Source organism: Saccharicrinis carchari, from assembly GCF_900182605.1.
Lineage (GTDB): Bacteria > Bacteroidota > Bacteroidia > Bacteroidales > Marinilabiliaceae > Saccharicrinis > Saccharicrinis carchari.
In genome coordinates this window covers 42,448-66,414 of sequence record NZ_FXTB01000011.1, presented here as the reverse complement: position 1 = coordinate 66,414, position 23,967 = coordinate 42,448, and the positions used below count along the sequence as shown (strand labels likewise).

Annotated in this window: 17 protein-coding genes; 5 read left to right on the top strand and 12 right to left on the bottom strand. The window is 41.2% G+C overall.

Features of this window, described 5'->3' with window-relative positions; all coding sequences use genetic code 11:
- The first annotated feature begins 92 nt into the window (after positions 1 to 92).
- Positions 93 to 1,394 carry a phosphopyruvate hydratase gene (gene eno / locus FN809_RS15795; protein WP_142534503.1) on the top strand — a complete coding sequence of 434 codons (1,302 nt, stop codon included), beginning with the start codon at positions 93 to 95 and terminating at the stop codon, positions 1,392 to 1,394.
- A 151-nt stretch (positions 1,395 to 1,545) separates the two neighbouring features.
- Here the strand turns inward: eno and FN809_RS15790 are convergent, their stop codons facing one another.
- The 10 genes from FN809_RS15790 to FN809_RS15745 all read right to left on the bottom strand — a co-directional run bounded on the left by FN809_RS15790 (position 1,546) and on the right by FN809_RS15745 (position 13,148).
- Complete coding sequence (locus FN809_RS15790; RefSeq protein ID WP_142534502.1) at positions 1,546 to 2,037, bottom strand: hypothetical protein; 492 nt, start codon at positions 2,035 to 2,037, stop codon at positions 1,546 to 1,548.
- Positions 2,038 to 2,072: 35 nt separating this feature from the next.
- Positions 2,073 to 2,663 (bottom strand): DUF2179 domain-containing protein, encoded by a 591-nt coding sequence (locus tag FN809_RS15785; RefSeq protein ID WP_142534501.1) that lies wholly within the window; start codon positions 2,661 to 2,663, stop codon positions 2,073 to 2,075.
- A 131-nt stretch (positions 2,664 to 2,794) separates the two neighbouring features.
- Positions 2,795 to 3,112: a thioredoxin gene (gene trxA, locus FN809_RS15780; protein ID WP_142534500.1), complete on the bottom strand. Its 318-nt coding sequence runs from the start codon at positions 3,110 to 3,112 to the stop codon at positions 2,795 to 2,797.
- Positions 3,113 to 3,268: 156 nt separating this feature from the next.
- Complete coding sequence (locus tag FN809_RS15775) at positions 3,269 to 4,579, bottom strand: DUF2254 domain-containing protein (RefSeq protein ID WP_142534499.1); 1,311 nt, start codon at positions 4,577 to 4,579, stop codon at positions 3,269 to 3,271.
- Between the two features lie 82 nt (positions 4,580 to 4,661).
- Positions 4,662 to 5,780: an endonuclease/exonuclease/phosphatase family protein gene (locus FN809_RS15770; protein ID WP_142534498.1), complete on the bottom strand. Its 1,119-nt coding sequence runs from the start codon at positions 5,778 to 5,780 to the stop codon at positions 4,662 to 4,664.
- Entirely contained in the window at positions 5,780 to 6,670 is an 891-nt protein-coding gene (locus tag FN809_RS15765) for a rhomboid family intramembrane serine protease (protein WP_142534497.1), read from the bottom strand. Before FN809_RS15765 ends, FN809_RS15770 begins: the two co-directional genes overlap by 1 nt.
- 42 nt (positions 6,671 to 6,712) lie before the next feature.
- Positions 6,713 to 7,474 (bottom strand): rhomboid family intramembrane serine protease, encoded by a 762-nt coding sequence (locus FN809_RS15760; RefSeq protein WP_142534496.1) that lies wholly within the window; start codon positions 7,472 to 7,474, stop codon positions 6,713 to 6,715.
- 174 nt (positions 7,475 to 7,648) lie between these two features.
- Entirely contained in the window at positions 7,649 to 9,568 is a 1,920-nt protein-coding gene (mutL, locus tag FN809_RS15755) for a DNA mismatch repair endonuclease MutL (protein WP_142534495.1), read from the bottom strand.
- Positions 9,569 to 9,771: 203 nt separating this feature from the next.
- A complete protein-coding gene (locus FN809_RS15750; RefSeq protein ID WP_142534494.1) occupies positions 9,772 to 10,092 on the bottom strand; it encodes a hypothetical protein in 321 nt (106 codons plus the stop codon).
- Between the two features lie 191 nt (positions 10,093 to 10,283).
- Positions 10,284 to 13,148, bottom strand: a complete 2,865-nt coding sequence (locus tag FN809_RS15745; protein ID WP_142534493.1) for an alpha/beta hydrolase family protein — start codon at positions 13,146 to 13,148, stop codon at positions 10,284 to 10,286.
- A gap of 200 nt (positions 13,149 to 13,348) precedes the next feature.
- Between FN809_RS15745 and FN809_RS15740 the strand changes: the two genes are divergently transcribed.
- From FN809_RS15740 to ilvC, 4 genes are all read left to right on the top strand, one after another.
- Positions 13,349 to 15,991: a PAS domain-containing hybrid sensor histidine kinase/response regulator gene (locus tag FN809_RS15740; protein WP_185957588.1), complete on the top strand. Its 2,643-nt coding sequence runs from the start codon at positions 13,349 to 13,351 to the stop codon at positions 15,989 to 15,991.
- 16 nt (positions 15,992 to 16,007) lie between these two features.
- Positions 16,008 to 17,177, top strand: a complete 1,170-nt coding sequence (locus FN809_RS15735) for a hybrid sensor histidine kinase/response regulator (protein ID WP_142534491.1) — start codon at positions 16,008 to 16,010, stop codon at positions 17,175 to 17,177.
- A 5-nt stretch (positions 17,178 to 17,182) separates the two neighbouring features.
- Positions 17,183 to 19,006, top strand: a complete 1,824-nt coding sequence (locus FN809_RS15730) for a PAS domain S-box protein (RefSeq protein ID WP_185957587.1) — start codon at positions 17,183 to 17,185, stop codon at positions 19,004 to 19,006.
- Between the two features lie 501 nt (positions 19,007 to 19,507).
- The gene (gene ilvC / locus FN809_RS15725) at positions 19,508 to 20,983 is read left to right on the top strand and encodes a ketol-acid reductoisomerase (protein WP_142534489.1); all 1,476 of its coding nucleotides are present in this window, start codon (positions 19,508 to 19,510) and stop codon (positions 20,981 to 20,983) included.
- 76 nt (positions 20,984 to 21,059) lie between these two features.
- Here ilvC and FN809_RS15720 read toward each other — a convergent pair whose 3' ends face one another.
- Both FN809_RS15720 and ftsH read right to left on the bottom strand, forming a co-directional pair.
- Complete coding sequence (locus tag FN809_RS15720; RefSeq protein WP_142534488.1) at positions 21,060 to 21,872, bottom strand: phosphatidate cytidylyltransferase; 813 nt, start codon at positions 21,870 to 21,872, stop codon at positions 21,060 to 21,062.
- A complete protein-coding gene (gene ftsH / locus FN809_RS15715) occupies positions 21,873 to 23,948 on the bottom strand; it encodes an ATP-dependent zinc metalloprotease FtsH (RefSeq protein ID WP_142534487.1) in 2,076 nt (691 codons plus the stop codon). It abuts the gene before it with no gap.
- Positions 23,949 to 23,967: the final 19 nt, after the last annotated feature.

Here is a 23,967-nt window from a genome sequence, read left to right as displayed (position 1 = left end):
TTGGTTTCATGAAAAAAATAAAAGGATAATTGCCACGTGCTTTTATCCTTTTTTTATAATATTTTAATAAGTTAATTTTTAAAGTTGATATTATGGGACAAATTGCAAATGTACATGCCCGCGAGATTCTGGATTCACGCGGAAACCCTACCATTGAGGTAGAAGTTACTTTAGATTGTGGTGTAATGGGTAGAGCGGCTGTTCCGTCCGGTGCATCTACTGGTGAGCACGAAGCTTTAGAGCTTAGAGATGGAGATAAAAATCGTTATTTGGGCAAAGGCGTTCAAAAAGCCGTGGCCAATGTTAACGATATTATTGCCCCCGAATTAATCGGTTATAATGTGGTTGATCAGGTAGGTGTCGATACAAAAATGTTGGAGCTGGACGGTACTAAAACTAAAAGCAAATTAGGAGCCAATGGTATTCTGGGTGTTTCTTTAGCCACAGCAAGAGCGGCTGCTGAGTATCTGGAAATGCCTTTGTATCGTTATATAGGAGGTACCAATGCACGTACTTTACCTGTGCCCATGATGAATATTATCAATGGTGGATCTCACTCTGATGCAACCATCGCATTTCAGGAGTTTATGATTCGTCCTATTGGTGCTCCTTCCTTTAAAGAAGGTTTGCGTATGGGTGCGGAAGTATTCCACGCGCTGGCCAAAGTGTTAAAAGGAAAAGGATTGTCTACAGCTGTGGGTGACGAAGGTGGCTTTGCACCTATGCTGGGTGGTACAGAGGATGCAATTGATGCTATCCTTACGGCAATTAAAAACGCCGGCTATAATCCCGGACGTGCCGAGGATGGTGGTGATATCTCTATCGCCATGGATTGTGCCGCCTCCGAGTTCTTTAAAGACGGTGTTTACGATTACAGCATTTATGAGCCCAATGGTAAAAAACGTAACTCTGTTGAGCAGGCGGCTTACCTCGCCGAATTAGTGGAGAAATACCCCATCGATTCTATCGAAGACGGGATGGACGAGAACGATTGGGACGGATGGGTTGCCCTGAATAACAAGATTGGCGATAAGTGTCAGATTGTTGGCGATGACCTGTTTGTTACCAATGTAGATTACCTTAAAAAAGGTATAGAGTTGGGTGCTGCTAATTCTATCCTTATAAAAGTAAACCAAATTGGTACGCTAACCGAAACCTTAAATGCCATTGAAATGGCGCACAGAGCCGGTTATACCTCAGTTACTTCACACCGCTCGGGCGAAACAGAAGATTCTACCATTGCCGATATTGCCGTAGCCACTAACAGTGGACAGATTAAAACAGGTTCTTTGAGCCGTTCGGATCGTATGGCCAAATACAATCAGTTGCTCCGTATCGAGGAGGAATTGGGCGAGGGTGCTATCTATGGTTACAAGAGAGTGCAAAAAGCTTAATTGTATTTTATCTGATATTATAAAAAGGGAGTCCGGTTGGGCTCCCTTTTTTTGTGGATAGGCCTCGCTTACCTTCCGTTGTCGCTACGATAATATCTTTCTTATTTATTTGATATTCGCAGGAATATTAGCAGAACGCTGCCCTGAAGTTTTAAAGCAAACCTTTCTTAACTTCGTTTAATTCTTCTTCATAATCTATCCTGATATCTTCGTGAAGGGCATCGAGTGCTTTCTCTATGTTTGTTAGCTGCCGCTGGTATAAATTAGTCATTACCCTACTTTCTTTAAACGAAACGCCACAACTTTTCATTTGCAGACAGAAAAATAGCAACAGCTCTACCGCAGTTTCTTTCTTGCCCGAGTATTTAATATGCTTTGTTGTAGTTTTAAGTATCATACGGATATTTTTTTTTGCATAATAAAAGGTCTCCCGGTTTATTTCGATAAAAGCTGCTTTTATATCAGCTTTTATCTCGTTGATGTAATCCGCTTCGTAGTCCTGCTCAAACAGCAGGTAATTGAGCAATTCCTTGTTGTCCTTTTTATATTTAACCAAGCGCATGCAATACGCAATCACCACCTCTTTTGGAAGCAATTGCAGTTGCTTTTTAATGGTATGTACCGTGTTTATTTTTATGGGCATTGCATCAAAGGATTAGTCATAAAATTCAATGCTCCCTACTTGCCTTTCCTCATCCAACGCGGGGTAAGTATAGCAGGGGTACGCTGACCAAAGCTGTAGCTGTTGGTATTAATTCCTCTAACATCCTCCACCGAGTAAAAGGCTCTGGGGTTAAATTCCTTTATCTTTTCAACCACCTGCGTTGTTTTACTGCGGGGAATAATAGAATAAATTACATGCACCATACCATCTTTACCTGTTGCCCTAACGGTGGTTACACCAAAGCCGGCGCTACGTAGGTTCGCAATTAAGGGGTTCGCATCATGCGAGGTGATGATACGTATCATGCGAACGCCTAATGCCATGCGCTCCTCCAAAAGTAAACCGATATAATTGCCTGCAGCAAATCCCCCGGCATAGGCCACATAAGTAATCCAATTGTCCAGATTCGCCATGATACCCGTTATCGCCAGAATCCATATCAGCACCTCAAAAAAGCCCAATATGGGTGCAATAATTTTATCACCTCTGGATACAAATATGATACGCAAAGTACCAATGCTAACATCCAAAATGCGCGATATAAAAATGAGTAGGGGAAGCAAAACAAAAACAAACCAAAACGAATCATAAAAAGTAGCATCCATAGTTTCTTTTTTTTTAAAAGTAAGCGGAAAAGTTGAGATTAGTACTTATTTAAAGTAAAATTTGCAGCAAAACAGGCATAAAAAAAGGTCATCCTTAACGAATGACCTTTTTAAGCTTTTATTTTAATCCATTACATGAGGGCATCAAGCTTGGATGCCAAAATAGTTTTTGGAACGGCACCAACTTGCTTGTCAACTACTTCTCCGTTTTTAAAGAAAAGTATAGTGGGTATGTTTCTGATCCCAAACTTAACCGAGGTGGCCGGATTACTGTCCACATCCATTTTGGTTACAACCGCTTTGTCGCCGTAATCGTCGGCCAATTCTTTTACCACTGGGCCAACCATTCTGCAGGGACCGCACCATTCAGCCCAAAAATCAACCAATACTGGTTTGTCCGATTTTAGAACTATTTCTTCAAAATTTGCATCTGTTACTTCAATTGCCATAGCGTAATTATTATATAATTAATACTTTATTTTAATATGTTCTTCTGCAAAAATAGCAAATTAGTTTGTGCACAAAAAAAATAAACCAATCTTTAATTCGTAGCTGTAATAAAACAAATTTATTCGCCGTCTTTATTAATCTCTTGCAAGTACTAATTAGTCTTTCACAATTAGCGCATACCTTTCTTTAACATCTTTTATATCGTTTGGTTCAGTAAACGATTCTTTTGCCATGTTCATTATCATTTCTGCATGTTTCTTAAGCGATATTTTGTAGTCCGGTTTATGGGTAAATTGATCTATCGTTATTAAAGCATCCATCAAGCGTATAACAACCGAAGGGCTCCCTTTGGCGTATTGACGTATTTGGTTAAAAGCCGCATTGAGCATGCCGTTAAACGAAAATGTTTCTACGATAAGGCGTAAACGCTTATCCTTATCCGTGCGGTGTTTTGAGGGAAATTTAACCCTGGATAAGTAGCACATGGTGGAGGTGAGATTATCGATACAGGCTATGGCCGTATAGGGGTCGTTAACACCCGGCGACAGCGCTCTGGCAGCTATCTCTACCATTTGATGAATGGCGTGTTCCGCATCTTGTTGTCGTGTGCGGGTTTGGCCAATAATAAGCTGATGGCTAATTTTTTTTATTTGTTCATCCTCAATGTTTTTACCGGCATATACTGTCCCTAATTCAGACTCTTTGACCAAATAATCGCCTGCCCTGCAATTTAAATGTATTAAAAAATCATAATCTAACGCTAAGGCTACCAGGGCATCATTGTCGATATATTGTAGGTAACCACTTTTAGCAGCTAAAATGGTTTGTTTTGTTGTACAGGCGTTCTTCAGTGCCTTTTCGTCGTAATGGGGCCTTTTACTTTTAACATCGTCTAATGTATCGGGAAATAAGGAGCTGATGTTTTTTGACATAGATTCCGATATGTCAGAGATTACCTTGTCGGCCTGGATGCTCACGGATATATGGTGGATAAAAATTACAAGAAGAATGATGTTAGCAACCGCAGCTATAATGGCAAACAATATAGATAGCGAGGGAATATAGATAAGATGGTCGGTTTCTTTTATTGTGTTTAGCACCATCAAACAATAAATAAAGGTAGCGATATAGGTACCCAGCACCACCTGGTTAAAACGATCGTACATAAAATTACGGATAAGCCGTGGGCCAAATTGCGACGATGCCAAGGTGAGGGCAACCAGCGTAATGGAAAATACCGTTCCGGCTACCCCAATCATGGCGGCCGAAATGGTGGCCAGTATGGTACGGGCCGAAGAAGCACTCCCAACCAAAATATAAGGCCAAATACCTTTGTCGGGAAACTGCACCTGACTATCGAAATAGGCAAATAGTAATGCAAAAACTATTGCCAACAGAATAAATACAACTGGTAAAAACCAGAAGGTGGATTTTAGCTCGCCCCAATAAAATAGAATTTTTTTCATGATTGCATCCATTTGGTAAAAAAAGTAATTATGGGTTTGGCCATGTATATGCAAGTGGAGATGTTGACTTGCAAGAGCGTTTTTATCTTTTTGGCTGCAGTTCTATAAGTGCAGAAATAGGATAATGGTCGCTGTAGTTCATTTTATTACGCTTAAAGTTATACGACTTAAACCTGGCATCATGAAAAATAAAGTCGATACGAAAGGAGGGTAGTTTGCCGTTGTAGGTTCCCCCCAGTCCTCTTCCGGATTCAATAAAAGCATCTTTCAGTTCGCCCCTGACTGTACGGTAGACATAGGAAACTGGTGTGTCGTTAAAATCGCCACATACAACTGCCGGGTAGGGAGAGTTCTGGATGTGCCGCCCTATGGTTTGTGCCTGAGTAGCCCGATGTGCCAGTGCTTTGTTTAATTTTTTTAGTATATCGTAGGCTCCTTTAGCCCGCTCTTTATCACTTTTAAACTCTAAGCTGTCGATGAAATTATAATTCTCTTGCTTTAGGCGAACGGATTCCAGATGATTATTGAATACCCGTATCCGCTGTCCTTTTACTTCGATATCTGTTTGAATGCTGAAGTTGGTGGTATTCTCAAATAACAAGGGTTTTTGATGGGTTATAGGGTATTTTGAAAAAGTGGCTAAGCCATATTTCTTTCCGGAATGGGTTTTTATATTGTATTCTAAATGCTTGTATTTAAACTGTTTAAATTTTGATAGGATGTTGTTTTCGGAATGTTGGGTTTTTTTGTTGTTGATATAAAATTCCTGCACACAAAGTACATCAGGATTTTGTTCTTTGATAAAATCATAAATTTTTTGAGGTGTATCTTTATCACCGGTCCACACATATTTATCGAACATGCGCACATTGTACGACATAACATGTAAGGGGTTGTTGAGTTCTTTGCTGTTTATTTCGTGCCCCAGGTTCATCGGGAAAACAGCCTGCCATAGTCGCCAGGTTACAATAATAGCCAGGAAAGAAAGAACCGCTCGTTTACGTTTTCTGAAAATCCAAAAAACCGCAAAAAACAGGTTGGCAAGCCAAATAAGCGGAAAGCCAAATCCTACGATAGAAAGGAAACTAATATTTTCGGGGCTTACATATACTCCCAAATAGGCGAGCCCGAGCAACAACAGCGCTATCAAATTGAGGATAGACAGCAATGATCGGGTTATTTTATGGAAGAAATTACGCATCAGTTATTGCTGGCATTAAACAGGTCGTCTTTTTCTTGTTTCGAGAGGCTATCGTACCCACTGGTTTTTATTTTATCCAAAATGCGGTCTATCTCGCCTTGTTTTTTACGTTTGCGGGCATTGTACTCCATATCATTGGTTGGCGGTTTATTGGAGTGGGTCACCCTCATTTTTGGCTTGCGCGAAAACATAGATACCAGGCTGTCCATAAAACGGTTAAAGCGCATAGTGATATCCTTGCCTTTGGTCCCCCTGGATGCAAAATACATACCCAACAATGCACCACCAATATGAGCCAAATGCCCGCCGGTATTGGAGAGGGTGGGGATGGCTATTAAATCTAAAATAAGCATGCCAATAGCGAGGTACATCAACTTTACGGGGCCTAAAAAAATCAGGTGCACCCGGTAATTGGGTGAGTAGCTGGCTGTGCCAAAAATAATGGCCATTACAGAGGCCGAGGCGCCCATCATAATAGGCGATTCGGTAAAGTTACTGAGTGCCGGGAAAATATTATACGAAACCATATAAAGGAGTGCTCCGGCTAAACCGCCCATAAAATAAACGCCCAGCAACTGCCGGGGATTGAAAAACTGCAAAAAAATCCGCCCAAACCAGTACAGATAAAGCATATTAAAGAGGATATGCAAAAAATCGTAATGTAAAAACATGTAGGTGAAAATGCTCCAGGGCTTAAGCAAAAGAGCCATGGGGTCGGCAGGTACCGAGAACCAGCTTTTTACCATCGTGGCAATATGTTGCTGGTTGAACAAAGAAAACAGGATATCAATAATTAAAAAAGCCAGAAACACCCCCAGATTAATGTAAATGAGCCGGGTTAAAACGCCCCCTCTCCTAAAAGAATCTTTTATTTCGTCTGTAATTGCCATAATATAAAAATAGCTATTTTGTTGATATCACTTGGAAAAAAATTAATAAATATTCCTTTTACGCCACAATCGTATCAATATAAAACCAAATAGCATACCGCCCAGGTGAGCCAGATGTGCTACATTGTCGCCGGGATTGTTCTGTAGCATCAAATAAATCTCGAGCCCTCCATAGCCCATTACAAAGTATTTGGCCTTTACCGGAACAAGCATGTATAAATAAATATATTCGTCGGGGAACATCATTCCAAAAGCCAGCAGTAAACCAAATACGGCACCTGATGCGCCCACCATGGGCATGTTTACCAAAAGATTTAAGGAAGCTGCGCCGGAATCTACGTAGTTTTTGTTGCTGAATAGTATCGACTGGCCGTGTACGTATATATCGTTGACCAAAGTGGGTGGCAAGCTGGCAGCCAGTAGTTTAGCCCGTATGAATCCCACCATTACATACAACAAGCCGGCACCAATACCGGTAACCAGATAATAAAACAGAAACTTGTGGGGCCCCCAGGTTCGCTCTAATATTCTGCCAAACATAAAAACGGCAAACATATTAAAAAAGATATGGGTTAAATTGCCGTGCATAAACATGTACGAGATGTACTGAAAAAACTTGAAATGCTCGCTCCCGGGTGTATATAGCCCTAATATTACATTCAAATCGAAACGAACAAGCCCCAAGCCCGGAATATTAACACCTTGCGAAAAAATATACATCGCAAAGAATGCGAGTGCATTTATAATTAGTAAATTTTTTACTACGGATGGTATGTTGCTAAAAATACTTCGTTGCCTGTACATATATAAATGTCTTATTTTTATTGAATTCCGCCATAAACGGCCGGTTAAACCTTAATAATTATCTTTGTAGACTACTGTCCTGATACTTTTCTTAAATTTCCCAATTTACGAGCTTAACAAGCTTTAAGCCAAATTGATTAAGCGTGTAATAAACCCATGGAGTGTGCCATACTGTCATTTAAAACGCATGTCTATTTCCTGATTTGAAATTATGGAGATGATTGGTTTGCCATCGGGCGAGTAATTAGGTACCTCGCAAGCAAATAGCTGCCCTATCAATTCGTCCATCTCTTCTGAGCGAAGTGTTTGCCCCGACTTGATGGATGATTGCCTGGCCATTAAGCGAGCTATCCGTTCCTTTAAATCGGTTTGTAAATCTACCTCGCCATGCTTATGGTCTTCAATAATCTGATCCAGCAGTAGTTTAGGGTTCATTTTTTCCATATTAACCGGCATGCCTTTTACCTCAAACATATTTGTTTTAGATTCGTTCATATCCAGTCCGAATAATTTCAGGTCGGGCATTAGCTCCCTTACCACAACCGCATCCTGGGTATTGAATTCCAATTGTTCCGGAAACAGGTTTTGCTGTGTCATGCTTTGCCGGGTGCTTATGGATTTCATTAAACGTTCAAACAGGATACGTTCGTGTGCTCTTTTTTGATCAACCATCATCAGTCCGGATTTTCCGGCCGTAAGGATATATTTGTTTTTGAATTGAAAGCACGATGCCCCCGGCCTTGCTCCACCCTCACTTTCGTCTGCATTCAAGGTATGCTGATGGTGCTCGGGTGCGGTGTCCCAATTGGACGAAGCTACAGTTTGTGTATGTGCCTCGGCCTCAAAGGGCATGCTTCCTTTTTCGGACTCAAAGTCATTGTACAGTTGCTCCCACCCTTTAGGTGATGATGTGGAGCTGTTCCTGCTGCTATCAGCCGGTGGATGCAAAGATGGCCCTCCAAAGCTGGAAGTGTCTGGTGTTGGGGTGTCAAAGGGGTTAAAATGCGGATTAACCTTAATGGGCGGAGCGTCCCTGTCCGTGTTTTTATCGGCCACAGGCAGGTTTACTTTATCATCTGTATCAAAGTCGATGGAAGGAATCATATTGTGTTTACCCAGACTCTCCTTAATGCTCGCATGTAAAATGTGCCAGATGGCGCGCTCATCTTCAAATTTTATTTCGGTTTTGGTAGGGTGAATATTGATATCAATGATTTTAGGATCTACCTCAAAATACAAAAAATAGGCCGGTATGGTATTGGGCAATATCAGGTTGGCATAGGCTTCGGTGACGGCTTTGTGCAGATAGGGGTGACGCATATAGCGCTGATTCACAAAAAAGAACTGATCGCCCGAGGACTTGCGCGCTGCCTGTGGTTTACCGATGAAACCGTGTATCTTAATCAGTGTGGTGTTGGTTTCGACGGGTACCAGCTGGTTGTTCATGTTTTTTCCAGTCATGTTTATAATGCGCTGCCTAAGGTTGGATACCGGAAGCTGAAACATTGACATGTTGTTGTGTTCGAGACTAAAGCTAATGTCGGGGTTGGCCAGTACCACATGCTGAAATTCGGTGATGATATGTCGTAATTCGGTGCTGTCTTTTTTTAGAAATCTACGACGCGCCGGCACGTTAAAAAATAAATCGCGAACAATAAAGTTACTTCCGGTGGGGCAATTGGTTACTTCTTGTTTTTGCACTTCGGATCCCGACAACACCAGATGAGTGCCCAGTTCGTCGCCTTGTTTTTTAGTTTTTAGTTCGGTTTGTGCTACCGCTGCGATAGAGGCCAGTGCTTCGCCTCTAAAACCCATGGTACGGATGGCAAACAAGTCGTTGGCATTTTTTATTTTGGAGGTGGCATGACGCTCAAAGGCCAGGCGTGCATCTGTTGCCGACATGCCACAGCCATTGTCGATAACCTGCACGAGTGTTCTTCCGGCATCTTTAACAATTATTTTAATATCGGTACTGCCTGCATCAATGGCATTCTCCACCAATTCTTTTAGCATGGAACCAGGGCGTTGTATCACTTCGCCGGCGGCAATTTGATTGGCCACTGAATCAGGCAACAGTTGAATTATATCTGACATAAATGAAATGCTTATATAGAATAAAACATCTGACTAACAGATGTTTTATGTGATTGAATGCTGAACTTTTATAAGGACTGCAATGTGTGTATTAGGCAACGATTAATGGCTTACTCTGCACTTATGCCCATTGGTGGCAGCAAGCGAAGCCTTGAATTCACGCTGGGGTATGTATTACAATCCGGGCAGGTAGTGGGCTGCCATTACATATATTTGAGTATCCACTCGGCACTCGACATTAACAAGTAATAAAACGCCACTATCAAACCAAGGAGGATGATGGCCAGTCGAATGTTGGATCGCTTTTTTTCTTTCCGCGCTACATCAAAGTTACCTTTGATTTTTCGGCGCATCTGACCTCTCACTCGGTCCTCAATGCTCTCCTTGTCATTCTCAATTTCCTGTCCAAGTTCGCTCCTGATGCGTTTATTTCTTTTCTCCCTCTCCTCCTTTGCCGGATCGTAATAAATAGGATTGTGGTTAAAAGTTCGGTGAGGCGCTGTTTTTATAAAAGTAAATTTCATGGCTTAATAAATTAGTAACAAAGCCAACTCCATCAATACTGGGAGGCTAAGTGTCAGGTTACCAAGTGTTTTGCCGAATTGCTTAGCAGTTAAGGATTTAAAAGCTACCCTATTCGTAACAAAATACAAAGATACAAGTAATAATTCGTGCTAATAAAAAAAATGCGCTTTTTTATACAAACCTATTAAAATTACTCCACTAAATCGTAGCCCATATTATGCCCTTTTTCAACGGCAGGAATTCCGTGTTCCATCCACACGGGCGCTGGCTTTCCTTTTAGATAATGATCGAAGAATTGCCTCATGCGTATGCTCAGGTCTATGGAATTGGCTCTGCGTGTTAAGTTGTGCTCCTCATCGTTATACGTGAGCATCCAAACCGGTTTGTTAAGCCTGCGCATGGCTACAAACATTTCGATTCCCTGGTACCAGGGTACTGCCCCGTCGTTGTCGTTGTGCATCATCAGTAAGGGCGTTTCTATCTGTGGCACATAAAATACGGGTGAGTTTTCTACATACTTTGTAAATTTATCCCATAGCGTACCGCCTATCCGCGATTGGGTGCGTTCGTACTGGAACATACGGCTGCTGCCTGTACCCCAGCGTATCCCCCCGTAGGCGCTGGTCATGTTGCTCACCGGAGCGCCCGCCATAGCAGCTTTAAACATATTGGTGCGCGTAATCATATGGGCGGTTTGATACCCACCCCAGCTTTGTCCCTGAAGGCCGATGTTATTACTATCGATAAAATCGAACCGCTGCGTTACGGACATCACGCCACCCATAATGGCTTCGTAGGCACTCAATCCGGGATCACCCGTGCGATAAGCAATGTCAGGTATAAACAACACATAGCCATTGCTGGCATACATGGTCCAGTTAACGGTGGAGCGGCTGGGCGCAGGGGAGTAGTAGCGATGGAGTCTTTCGGAGTCGCGCTCGTAATAATATACGATCATGGGGTATTTTTTCGAACGATCAAGGTTTTCGGGTGTAACCAATAAACCCTGGTATTCTTTTCCATCCAAAGCATTGTAATTGATTAATTGTATGTTACCCCAGTTGTATAAACTTTGTTGAGGGTTGGTATTGGAGATGAGTTGTGTGGCGGTAAACTGCAATGTGCTGTAATATAGTTCGGGATACTGCCTAAAGTCTCCTTTTCGCCAAATCATTTGATCTGAGTTTTTGGCTTTTATGGGTTTTGAAAAGTTGGCAGGCTCGTGGATGCAGCTTTCCCAGCTGCCATTCTTTAGCCATCCATAGCCTTGGTTTTTGTTTTCTTCGTTAAGGAAATGGAGTAATACACCTTCTTTTTCGTTTATGTATTTATTGTCCTTGTCCAGGTTTACATAACGGAATCTGGTTTTCTGTTGTCTTCCCATACCTTGTGTTAGGTTTAAGGCTTGGTTTTTTAAGCGAGTGTCGAACTTCCAGATATCGAAGCGGTCGTAGATATATACTTCCGAACTTCCGGGGCTCCATCCTGCCACCCCATACGCGCGTGGTGAATTGGGCACGTCGTTAAGCTCATTGTAAAATGGGAGCTCTATGTTATTGCTGATGGGTGTTTTTGTATTGTTTTTTAGGTTATTCAGGTACCATGTGCTGTCCGTGGGGTTGTACCAACATAAAAAATCCCCATCAGGCGAAAAGCTGTATTTGTTGGCTATTTTTTTCTGTATCAGGGAGCGCTCGCCCGAAGCCAAATCTATCCGGTAAAAATCCTTGGCCCAAACACCACTCCACGACGAAGCCCTGAGATAGGGCGTATCATCAGTGACAACGGCATAATCCCAGTTCCCATCTTCTAATATGCTTACCGAATTAAATGTTTCGGTTTCCAGTTGAGTAACAATGCCGGGTTTTATAAGGTAAACTGCTTTATAGGCTCTGTCTTTGTCTTTGTTCAGATTCTTTTTTTGCATGGGCTGCAGGCGCTTATCTTTCCAGTTCCAAATATCTACAAACACTTTTTCGCTTTTTAGCAAGGTGTCTTTAGCTTCTTCACTGGGTCTTTTTCCGCTGCCAAAAAATAATTTATCCCCTTTTTCCGAAAACCAAAGCTTGCCTTTTGTATGTGCACTCCAGCCTTGTGGTAATTTTGGATGCATGGTGTCTACAACCATGTTAAGTTGGTTTTTTTTGTGCAGCCAGTGGTACAGGCGATAGGTTTTAGTTTTGGCTGTATCAGGACTAAACAAAAAACCGAGCTGCCCGGCATGGTCGTCGCAGCTTAAGGCACTCAAATTCCCCTGTTTATGAAACAGGCTGTCTGTTTTTAACTGCGTGGTAGCAAGGCGTTTTATTTTTGTTTCTTCAATAGAATCGCCAACAGATTGCACCACAAAAATGCCTTCGCCATATTTTGGTACACTATATTTTACCACGTCAGCAAACGAAATGCTATCGCCATTAATGGGGTTTAGGTAAACAAGCTGGGTACCTTTGCTTTTGAATTTTGTGGGTGTTTTCTTCTTTTTCGTTGTAGAATCGTTGTTAATAATTGTGCTTTCTGTTTTAGGGAAGTCCATCGCCAGGTGTGTACTGTCTCTAAGTAAGCTATCCGTATCCTGCCCTTCTTTGGATATTTTTTTATGAAAATGAGCTACCAGCCAATCACCTTTTTTTTTGGGTACAGTAAAGTTTTTTATACGCGGATAGCTTTTTTTTTCGCCGCTTATTAAATTCCAAACTACAAGGGTGTCCTTGGGCATCTTTTCGTCTTTGGTTTTTTTAAGCTTCAAGGTTCTTACAGTATCGGCTTGTGGCACCACTTTAAAAGCCAAAAAATTATTTTCAGGCGAAAAAACAGCAGCGGTACCTCGTGCCACGGAGTCCAATTGCTGGTTTTCTGTATTGTACAGATACAGGTAACCATCGCCTTTTTGTGGGTTAATTTGATACGATACCCATTTACCGTTGTTGGATAAGATGGCTCCGCGTAGAGATTTCCATATATCGTAATCATCTACGGAGAGTGCTTTTTTATTTTGTGATTGGGTTGTGCCTATCGTAAACGCAAGCAGCAAAAAAGTTAGAGTAATCTTAATCATATTGGAAGGCTATAAAAATTAGAAATCGAAATATATAAAAAAAGGAAACAATTTTCGGCAAAGTTCCGTATCACATTAACAATTTAGAATCAATTATTTTTTAGGTACTAACTATGGTGTGGAGTAATTAGCATATGCCGGGAACGATAAGAACATCAGCACACATTAGCCTTACAGTTAGCTGGAACCAGCAAATGTTAATGCTACAAAAATTAACGGGAGCATCGCTTGTTTTTTTGTCTAAAAGTATGGGGCCAAGCCTGCGTATTTTGGCTTCTACAAAGGAAAATAATCATCCTTACGGACTGGATAAAGTAATAAGCAGTAAGTTTTTTGGTCTGGACGAAGGATTTAATGAGCCAAATATTATTGGCAATGGGAAACAGCTAACACAATATATAGCACCTGTTGTGCCCGGAAACCGTAAAACCTGGGGTGCCATTGTACTGTTTTTTGACAGCGGTTTTGTATTGGATGAGGTAAGTAGTACAGTATCGGTATTTTGCAAAACAGTAGGCGATCAGGTGGCTCTCCACGAGCTGAAGAGAGCACATAATGCAGGCCAACAAAACCAGGATACTGAAGAGTTGAATGGGTTTATGCATTATTTTTCTGCGCTCAAGAGCTGCAAAAATGGGCAAACCATACTGAACAAACAGCTGCACAATATTTTGATGGCTACCAATACCGTGTTATCTATCAGCAATGAGCATGGCGATATTATTTTTCACAGCCATGAGGATATTAACAACATTCACGATAAATGTTACCATCATTTTGCCGACAACAATACCTTGTGCGCTCAATGTCCCCGAAAAAAGGTGATTAAAACAAAGTCTACCTTCAGGTATCGAAACAAAGACAAAACCATTCAAGTGGTTGCCTTTCCGTATGAGTATAAACCCAATGTTTGGCATATGGCCGAAGTGAGGATGGACGTAACGGATCGTGTTTCAAGCGAACATGAGCTGGCCGAGCTCAAGGATAGGCTGGAGTTTAGCATGGAATCTGGCAATATTGCTTACGTTGAGTATAATTTTCGTTCACAAACCCTGCTGACCAATAAAATATTTACAGATATAACCGGCTATGTTTTAGACAAGGGAAAGTTAGAATTGGATTGGATTAAAACACGTATACATACCCACGACCTGGAATATATACGCGAATCAATGGCTTATGCTGCAAAATCTCAGGATAAGAAATTGACCATGGAGTTCCGCCTTTTAAATACAAGCAACACCTATGTGTGGCTGCGCTTTGGAGGACAGCTGATTACGGATTGTAATGGTGTAAGCGTTATAACAGGTGTTTTAAGTGATATTTCGGAAACCAAGGCGCTGATGAACGCATTGCTGGTAGAACGCAATAAAAGCATACAAGCAAATGAGGCAAAATCAATGTTTCTGGCCAATATGTCGCATGAAATCCGCACCCCCATGAATGCGATCATAGGTTTTTCCGAACTGCTGAGTAAGCACATGCAAGAGCCGCCTTTTAATGGTTACCTTAATTCAATTAAAACCAGTGGCAAGGTATTGCTGGCCTTGATAAGTGATTTGCTGGATTTAGAAAAGATTGAGGCGGGTCACATGGTAATACGAAAGGAAAATACGGACTTCATATCCCTGCTTAAGGAGATTGAACAAACTTTTTCGTTGGCATTTACCGAAAAACAAATTGAATTCGTGGTACGTCCGCAAAAAGATTTCCCTAAGTTTATTTTTATAGATCCTTTAAAAATGAACCAAATATTGCTCAACCTAATCAGTAATGCCCTAAAATTTACAAAGCAGGGGCAAGTGAGTGTTACTTGTGCATTTACTTTTAGTGATACCCGGGATAAAGGAAAGCTATTGATTAAAGTATCGGATACCGGTGTGGGGATAGCTAAAAACAAACAGCGATATATATTTGATCCTTTTGTTCAGGATAAAAGCCCCAACGAAAAAGATCAGCAGGGAACAGGCTTGGGTTTGTCCATTGTTCAAAAATTGGTGCGTATGATGGGCGGTGTTATAACCATGGAGAGTGAAGTAAATACAGGAAGTACTTTTTCTATATCAATACCCGATGTGGAGGCGACCAACGATCTGTTTTGTGAGCTGGAGGATAAGCAAAGCAACAATGTGGTTTTTAACGGGGAGAGGGTGATGATTGTGGATAGTGTGCAAACCAATCTGGATGTGCTGTGCGCTCAGGGGCAAAATCTGAAATTAAGTTGTACATCTTGTATTTACGGAAAACAAATGATTGAAATAGTACAGGAGGTTAACCCCGCTTTAATCATTATGGACATTCGCATGCCTAAAATTAACCGATACAAATATTTTAATAAAATAAAAGCAAACGAGAAAACGAAATATATCCCCGTTATAGCTACCTCTTCATCCAGTGATGTTAAGGAGTTACTTAAAATAAAGGAAGCAGGGTTCGATGGATTTATATCTAAGCCCATTACCCAACAGGATCTCGTCAATGAGATAGCAAAATTTATAAGCCCACAGCAAAAGCAGGATAAAGCACGTGTGCAAATAACAGATGAGGAATTTAGTTTGAACAAGACAGACAGGCGTAAGTTAAAGCAGCAATTAGAAACTTCGGTAGTACCCTTATGCGATAGTTTACATGAGATATTATCTTCAGAAAAATTAAATATGTTTATATCTCAGATAGATAAGGCGACGCAGCAGATACCATGGTCACCCTTAGAGGAGTATAAGCAAGAATTGGAGGCTGCCATCCAATCCTTTGATTTTGAAACTATTCAGAAAATGATCCGTAACTTCCATCTCTTTATTGACAAACTAAGCGACAAATTAAACGCTGAAGTTGAATCCTAATTAGCGGCAAAATACAATGAACAACAAAATATTGATTGTTGACGACAATCCAAAAAATTTACAGGTACTGGCTGCACTATTGGCCGAAAATAACTATTCCGTAGAGGTGGCACTTAACGGAAAAAGTGCCATTAAATGGCTGCAAGTGGCTACTTTTGATGCCATATTAATGGATGTTATGATGCCCGAAATAAACGGGTTCGAAACTTGCGAGACAATTAAAAAAGATGCTCGCCACGCCGATATACCGGTTATCTTTTTAACAGCCCGAACCGATGTAGAAAGTGTTACCGAGGGCTTTGAGCGGGGTGGGGTTGATTTTATTACTAAGCCATTTAACCAGAAGGAACTTTTAGCTCGTTTATCTACCCATATTGAACTTAAAAAATCCAGAGAAAAAATCCTCGACCTTAATGGTTGGTTATCTTCCGAGGTGGAAAAAAAAACGGAGGAACTTAACGAATCGTACCAGCGTTTGAAAGAGGCCAACGAGAACCTTAAGCAGCTGGATGTAGCCAAAAATGATTTTCTGAACTCCATAAGTCATGAGCTGCGCACGCCCTTAAACGGTATCATGGGATCTATTAACTTGCTGAATACTTATACCCACGATAAGCATATACAGGAAATTGTTACCTTGTTGGACTCATCTGTCTCTAATCTCGAGAAATATTCCTATGCGGCATTGCAAATATCTAATTTACAGCTAAAGGGAATATCGCAGCTTAAGCTCGAACGGTTGGATATGCTGCCTTTGATACAATCAATTGTGAGTGGATTTTCCGAAAAAGTAAAGGCAAAAAATATACAATGCCGTTTTACAATGGAATGCATAGAAGCCATCGCCGAAGCCGACCGGGAATTTATACAAAATGCCCTGTGTGCCTTGCTCGATTGCTCAATGATTTTTACCCGCAAAGGATTTATAAAGGTTATTGTGTCGTGCGAGGAAAAACAAATTAAAGTAAAAATTGTGGACACAGGAAGTCCTTACGAAGGGAAGGAGCTCAATCATTTTTTTAAGTCGGTGAGCAATCAAAACTATACCTTTGAACGCAACAATGCCATGGAACTTTATTTGGCCAGAATGATTATTCTATTGCACAATGGAACTTTAGAGTTTGGAAATATGGCGGAAAATGCCGGTACCGTAACCACGGTTTATTTGCCATGCAAAATGAATTAATATTTATGCCTATTTCTAAAAACAGCGCATATCGTAAAGCAAAAAGAAAACAGAGACAAAGGTACGCTTTGCTATGCGGGAAAATAAAACAGAAAAACAAAGTATTGCAAGCCAGCCGGCGTGTTTTAAACGCACACAGTGTTGGCCCCAAGAGTGAAGCAGACCATCGGATGATAAGAAAAAAACAAGTTATCACAAGCCAACACCTTTACAAGAGTCTGTTTAATAACTTACCCGAAGCCTTTGGATTATATGAGCTGGTATTTAACGAAGATAAGGAACCTGTAGACTATATAATACGGGATGTCAATTCTCGTCTTTTACAACTGTACAATCTCTCTCGCGATGAGCTCATAGATAAAAAAGGAAATGAAATTTTTGCGCATTGTGCGTATGAGTGGCGACAAATGTTTGCCGAGGTAGCGCTATCGGGTGGAGTAAAAAAATATGTGGAATATGTGGAAAAACTGGATAAATATTATGAGCTGCACGCCTATTCGCCACAACTAAACTTTTTTGCCGTTGTATATAACGATATTACCGAAAGTGAAAAAGCAAAAGCGGCTCTGCTGGTACAAAAAAACCGGACCGAGGGTATTTTAAGAGGAACAAACGCTGGTACATGGGACTGGAATATTCAAAGCAACGAGTTTTTCGTTAATGAACGATGGGCGCAAATACTGGGCTATACCATCGACGAGCTTGAGCCAATAAGTGAAGCTATGGTTTATGATTTTTTTGCCTCCGAAGATAAAGTAAGAGTGAAGGAAATAATGGAACGTGTATTTGCTAAAGAATTGGATTATTTTGATGTAGAAAGTAGGCAAAAACATAAAAAAGGCCATTTTGTTTGGGTACACTCAAAAGGTAGTGTGGTAGAGTGGGATGAAGATGGTAAGCCGCTAAGAATGATGGGCACCTATCTGGATGTAAGCGATAAAAAAGAAACTGCCCTGGCTTTAGCCGATAGTGAGAAGCGATTTAAAAAAGTTTTTGATAAGAGTAAAGCCGTTATGTATATCGTTGATCCGGAAACAACAGAAATTATAGATGTTAACGATACCGCAGTAAAGTTTTACGGATACAGCAGAGAAAGCTTGTTGGGTATGAGTATGGATCAAATCAATGTGTTAAGCCGTGAAGAGATAGCGGCCAAAATGAAACTTGCCAAGCAGGAAGAGCAAAGTGTTTTTAGGTTTGAGCATCGTCTTGCTTCGGGGCACATTCGCAACGTAAATGTTATTGCTAGCCTTATTAAGGTAAACAACCAGGCGTTTCTGCATTCTATTGCTTTAGATACCACTAAAGCCATAAAAGCAGAATACAAGATAAAGCAGATAAACAAACGATTAGTGGGGCTCGACAATATCATCCATTATAAGGCCTCTTCTATCAACGATCTGCTTGATTTTACCCTGAAGCAAAGTATAGAATTTACCAATAGCGATTTAGGAGCGGTGTATCATTGCGATATCGAAAAGGGATTGTTTTATCTCAACAATTGGTCGCAAAATGTACAACTCACCCATCCTTATGCAAGCCAAAGCCAACATGTGGATAACATGGACTGCTTAAATAAGGCTTTACAGCTCAGAAGGGCAGTAATTGAAAATAAACCAACACAATATTATCCCTTTCAAAAATCGGAAAACCTCAAAGACGAATTGTTAAAATCAATCACCCTGCCTGTCATCGCAAACAATAAGGTGGTGGCGCTATTTTGGTTGGCTACACAAAACAACTCCTACACAAAGTTTCATGCCGAGCAGTTGATGTTGCTATTAGATACCGCTTGGATTATGGTAGAGAAACAACGTATGAAAGGATAAGTAAAAAGATACTTCAATTTCAGGTCGTATGTATGCCGGTCGGGTAGTAAACCGCAAGAGAGGTAAGTATACGGGGAGCAGTGTATTGACTTTATTATTAATATAGTACATAGAATTTATTCGCCAGGTTAAGGATTTTATTTTCGCTTTTTTAAAAAAAGGTAAGCAATCATTGCAAATCCGCTTAGAGTCATTTATTCCTGCCCATAAACATTGGAGCTTTATAAATAGCGATCCACCGAATAAAAATGCAAGAGGCTTGCAGCGCTTGCCGGAGAACACCTGCGCTATCATGCTACATGGCCATGTAGTTGCCTTATTTTTAATAATCCACCAAAAGTACCTAAATTAGCTGTTTTTGTACGAAACAGTTTTAAGTATTTATCTGTTGATTTGCATGGGTATCTTATGTACCTTGTAGGGCAATAAAAAAAATACTTAATGCGGATAGATAAGATACGCATAAACACAGGATATTAAATAATCTAAAAACATAATAAAATGACGAATTATTTTAACACATTACCTTTGCGAGAGCAGTTGAACCAGCTGGGTATTTGTGAATTTATGGACAGCTCGGAATTTACCGATGGGGTTGAAAAACTAAAAGGCAAAAAAATAGTGATTGTAGGGTGCGGTGCACAGGGATTAAATCAGGGACTAAACATGCGCGATTCAGGTTTGGATGTTTCTTATACCTTGCGTCCGGGTGCCATCAAGGAGAAGCGCCAGTCGTGGAAAAATGCCACCGAAAATAACTTTAAGGTAGGTACTTACGAAGAAATGGTTCCTACTGCCGATTTGGTTATAAACCTAACCCCCGATAAACAACACACGGCTGTAGTAACCGAAGTGATGCCCTTAATGAAAAATGGATCCACTCTTTCCTATTCGCATGGTTTTAATATTGTGGAGGAGGGAATGCAGATTCGTAAAGATATTACCGTTATTATGGTAGCGCCTAAATCACCCGGATCGGAAGTTCGCGAGGAGTACAAACGCGGTTTTGGTGTACCTACCCTTATTGCAGTACATCCCGAAAACGACCCGAATGGCGACGGCCTGGAGATTGCGAAAGCTTACGCTGTGGGTACAGGCGGGCATCATGCCGGCGTACTGCTTTCTTCGTTTGTGGCGGAGGTAAAATCGGACTTAATGGGAGAGCAAACCATATTGTGCGGATTGTTACAAACCGGTTCTATCCTGTCGTTCAATAAAATGGTTGAAAAGGGTATAGATAAAGGATATGCTTCTAAGCTTATTCAATATGGCTGGGAAGTAATTACCGAAGCACTAAAAATTGGAGGTATCACCAATATGATGGATCGCCTTTCGAACCCGGCCAAAATAGAAGCGTTTAAATTAGCCGAGGAACTGAAAGATATTATGCGTCCGTTATTCCAAAAACATATGGATGACATCATGAGTGGAAAGTTTTCTGCTACTATGATGGAAGATTGGGCCAACGACGATAAAAACTTACTGGCCTGGCGTGCAGAAACAGGTGAAACAGAATTTGAAAAAACACCTGCCGCGGATGTAGAAATAAGCGAGCAGGAATATTTCGACCATGGCACTTTGCTGGTCGCTTTTGTGAAGTCCGGTGTGGAACTCGCTTTTGAAACAATGACCGAAGCCGGCATAAAAGAAGAAAGTGCCTATTACGAGTCGCTACACGAAACTCCGCTGATTGCCAATACCATTGCACGTAAAAAATTGTTTGAGATGAACCGGGTGATTTCCGATACCGCAGAGTACGGATGCTATTTGTTCGACCATGCTTGTAAACCCCTGTTAACGGATTTTATGTCGAAAGTGGATACCCGGCTTATCGGTGAAAATTTTAATGCGGGTGTTGATGCCGGAGTGGGCAATAAAGAACTGGTGGAGATTAATGAGGCCATACGTTTTCATGATGTTGAAATGATAGGCGCCGAGTTGCGCGATGCCATGACCGCTATGAAAGAAATTTTGTAGGCATTTAAGCAATAAAGCCCCGGCAATTTGCCGGGGCCTTATTTTTGCAATACCTATTTTATACTTTTAAAAGCTACTACCGCACAAAAAACTCAATGTAAAATACCGCCATAGGTAAGGCAAATATTACCGCATCAAAACGGTCTAAGAGTCCGCCGTGTCCGGGAAAAAAAGAACCCGAATCTTTGATGTTAATACAGCGCTTAAACATCGACTCTATTAAATCGCCCAACACGGCCATCACGGATATTATCCCACCAAAAACCACCCACTGTATCCCGTTTAAATCATCCCAGAATAAGGAAATAACATAGGCAGCAAGTAGGGTAATCACAAAACCACCAATAGTTCCTTCCCATGTTTTTTTAGGCGATATGCGTTTAAAAAACTTGTGCCTGCCAATGCTTACCCCCGACAAATATGCACCGGTATCGTTTATCCATACTAAAATAAAAACCGATAGGGGTAATTTGAAGTTATAGTTACCATGTGTAAAAGCCAAACTGTGCATTAAGGCAAAGGGTGCTCCAATATACAGGGCGCACAACAGTCCGGCTCCTATATTTGTAAAAGGTGTAATGATGTCCTTAAACAACTCCCTAATAAAAAGTACGGATACCAATGGGATAAATAAGTAATAAATAGAAGCTTTTGAAATGCCGGAATGTACCAAAAAAAAGGCTACGTAGCCAAAGATAGCAATGCCCAGGGTGCTTATAAAATCTATTTTTATGCCGGCTTTCGATAAAAATGTATTCAGCTCATACACACCGGCTATAATCACCAGAAAAAATATCGCGAAATAAGTGAGTGGATGATAATATATTCCGCCTGCCACTACAATCACAAATAGAAGGCCCGTAAGCAGGCGCTGCCAAAAATTACTCATCTATAAAGGTTGTTTTTTGTTTTCCGGCTCTATGGTATCTTTATTTTCCGCTGCTGTGCCTTTACCAGCGCTGCTTTCTTTTTTACCATTATCATCTTCGTCCACATTGCCCCCGTTTTCATCAAACTGAATAACGTGCTTGTTTACACGTTTTCCAAAGATAGCTTCCAGATCTTCACTAAAGATAACTTCGCGTTCCAACAATAAATTGGCCAACTGGGCATGTTTATCCTTGTTTTCCATGAGTATTTTTTTGGCACGCTGGTACTGTTCTTCAATAATGGCCGATACCTCCTGGTCTATGGCTTGTGCGGTTTCTTCGCTGTACGGCTTTGTAAAACCGTATTCGTTTTGTCCTCTCGAATCAAAATAACTAACATTGCCCAGTTTTTTACCCATGCCATAATAGGTTACCATTGCGTAAGCCTGTTTGGTTACTTTTTCCAGATCGTTAAGTGCTCCGGTGGATATTTTGCCAAACTCTAACTCTTCGGCTGCTCTTCCAGCTAATGCCGAACATATTTCGTCTAACATTTGCTCCGTGGTGGTGAGCTGCCGTTCTTCGGGAAGATACCAGGCTGCACCCAATGCTTTTCCGCGTGGCACGATGGTTACTTTTACCAGTGGGTGGGCATGTTCCAGGAGCCAACTTGTTGCCGCATGGCCTGCCTCGTGATACGCAATGGCTTTTTTCTCGTCCTTAGATATAATCTTATTTTTCTTTTCCAGACCGCCCACTATTCTGTCTACAGCATTTAAAAAATCTTCTTTTTCAACTATCTCCTTATCTCCACGTGCTGCTATTAATGCCGCTTCGTTGCATACATTGGCTATGTCGGCTCCCGAAAAACCGGGTGTTTGCTTGGCCAGGAATGATGACTTTACTTCCTTAGATAATTTAAGCGGACGTAAATGTACTTCAAAAATTTGCTTACGTTCCTTAATGTCAGGAAGTTCTACATGAATTTGTCTGTCGAAACGGCCCGCCCTCATCAGGGCCCTGTCCAAGATATCGGCACGGTTAGTGGCTGCTAATAGTATTACGCCAGAGTTGGTGCCAAAACCGTCCATCTCGGTTAGTAGCTGGTTCAAGGTGTTTTCGCGTTCGTCGTTACCCCCCATGTTGGGGTTTTTGCCTCGTGCACGCCCTATGGCATCTATCTCGTCAATAAAAACGATGCAGGGTGCTTTTTCCTTGGCTTTTTTAAACAGGTCGCGCACACGTGAGGCACCCACGCCTACAAACATCTCCACGAAATCTGATCCTGACATGCTAAAGAAGGGTACGTTAGCTTCGCCCGCAATGGCTTTGGCTAGCAATGTTTTACCTGTTCCGGGAGGGCCCACTAAAAGGGCTCCCTTAGGTATTTTACCTCCCAGGTTGGTAAATTTTTCCGGTTTCTTTAAAAACTCTACTATCTCTTCCAGTTCCTGCTTGGCCTCGGCCAAACCGGCTACATCGGTAAAGTTTACCTTTATCTCGGCTTCCTTGTCAAAAATTTTCGCTCTGGACTTACCTACATTAAAAATATTTCCGGCTCCACCGGCTCCACCCTGGGCTCCCATCTTCCTGAAAATAAAAATCCAGATGATAAGTAGCAATAGCAATGGCCATAAAAAGCCCAGTACTTCGTTAAAATAATTCGATCGCTGGTCGTAGGTATTGGGTATCGAAATGTTTTGGCTCTGTTCAACACGGCGCAAGTCTTCTACAAAACTATCTACCGATGGTACTTTAACAAAAAAGTGGGGTGTGCCTTCGGTTAAAGTAGAATAGGTGTCGCCAAACTCATCTTTGTAATTTTCGAGTTTGTTTTTTTTGATGACCACCTCTAAGGCGTTTTCATTGGTAATAACAGTAAGCATTTCAATATCACCCGAAGGCAATACTTTTTCGATAAACTTACTATACGGCATTTTTTTTACTACACCCTCCTGTTTCACCATAAAAAATGAAATCAATAAAAGTAAGATGATGCCGTATATCCAATACCCGTTAAACTTAGGAAACTTAGGATTGGTATTACCTCCGGTTTCCTTAACGGGTTCTTTCTTTAGTTTTTGCTCTTCGCTCATTCGGAAAAAAATAAATAAC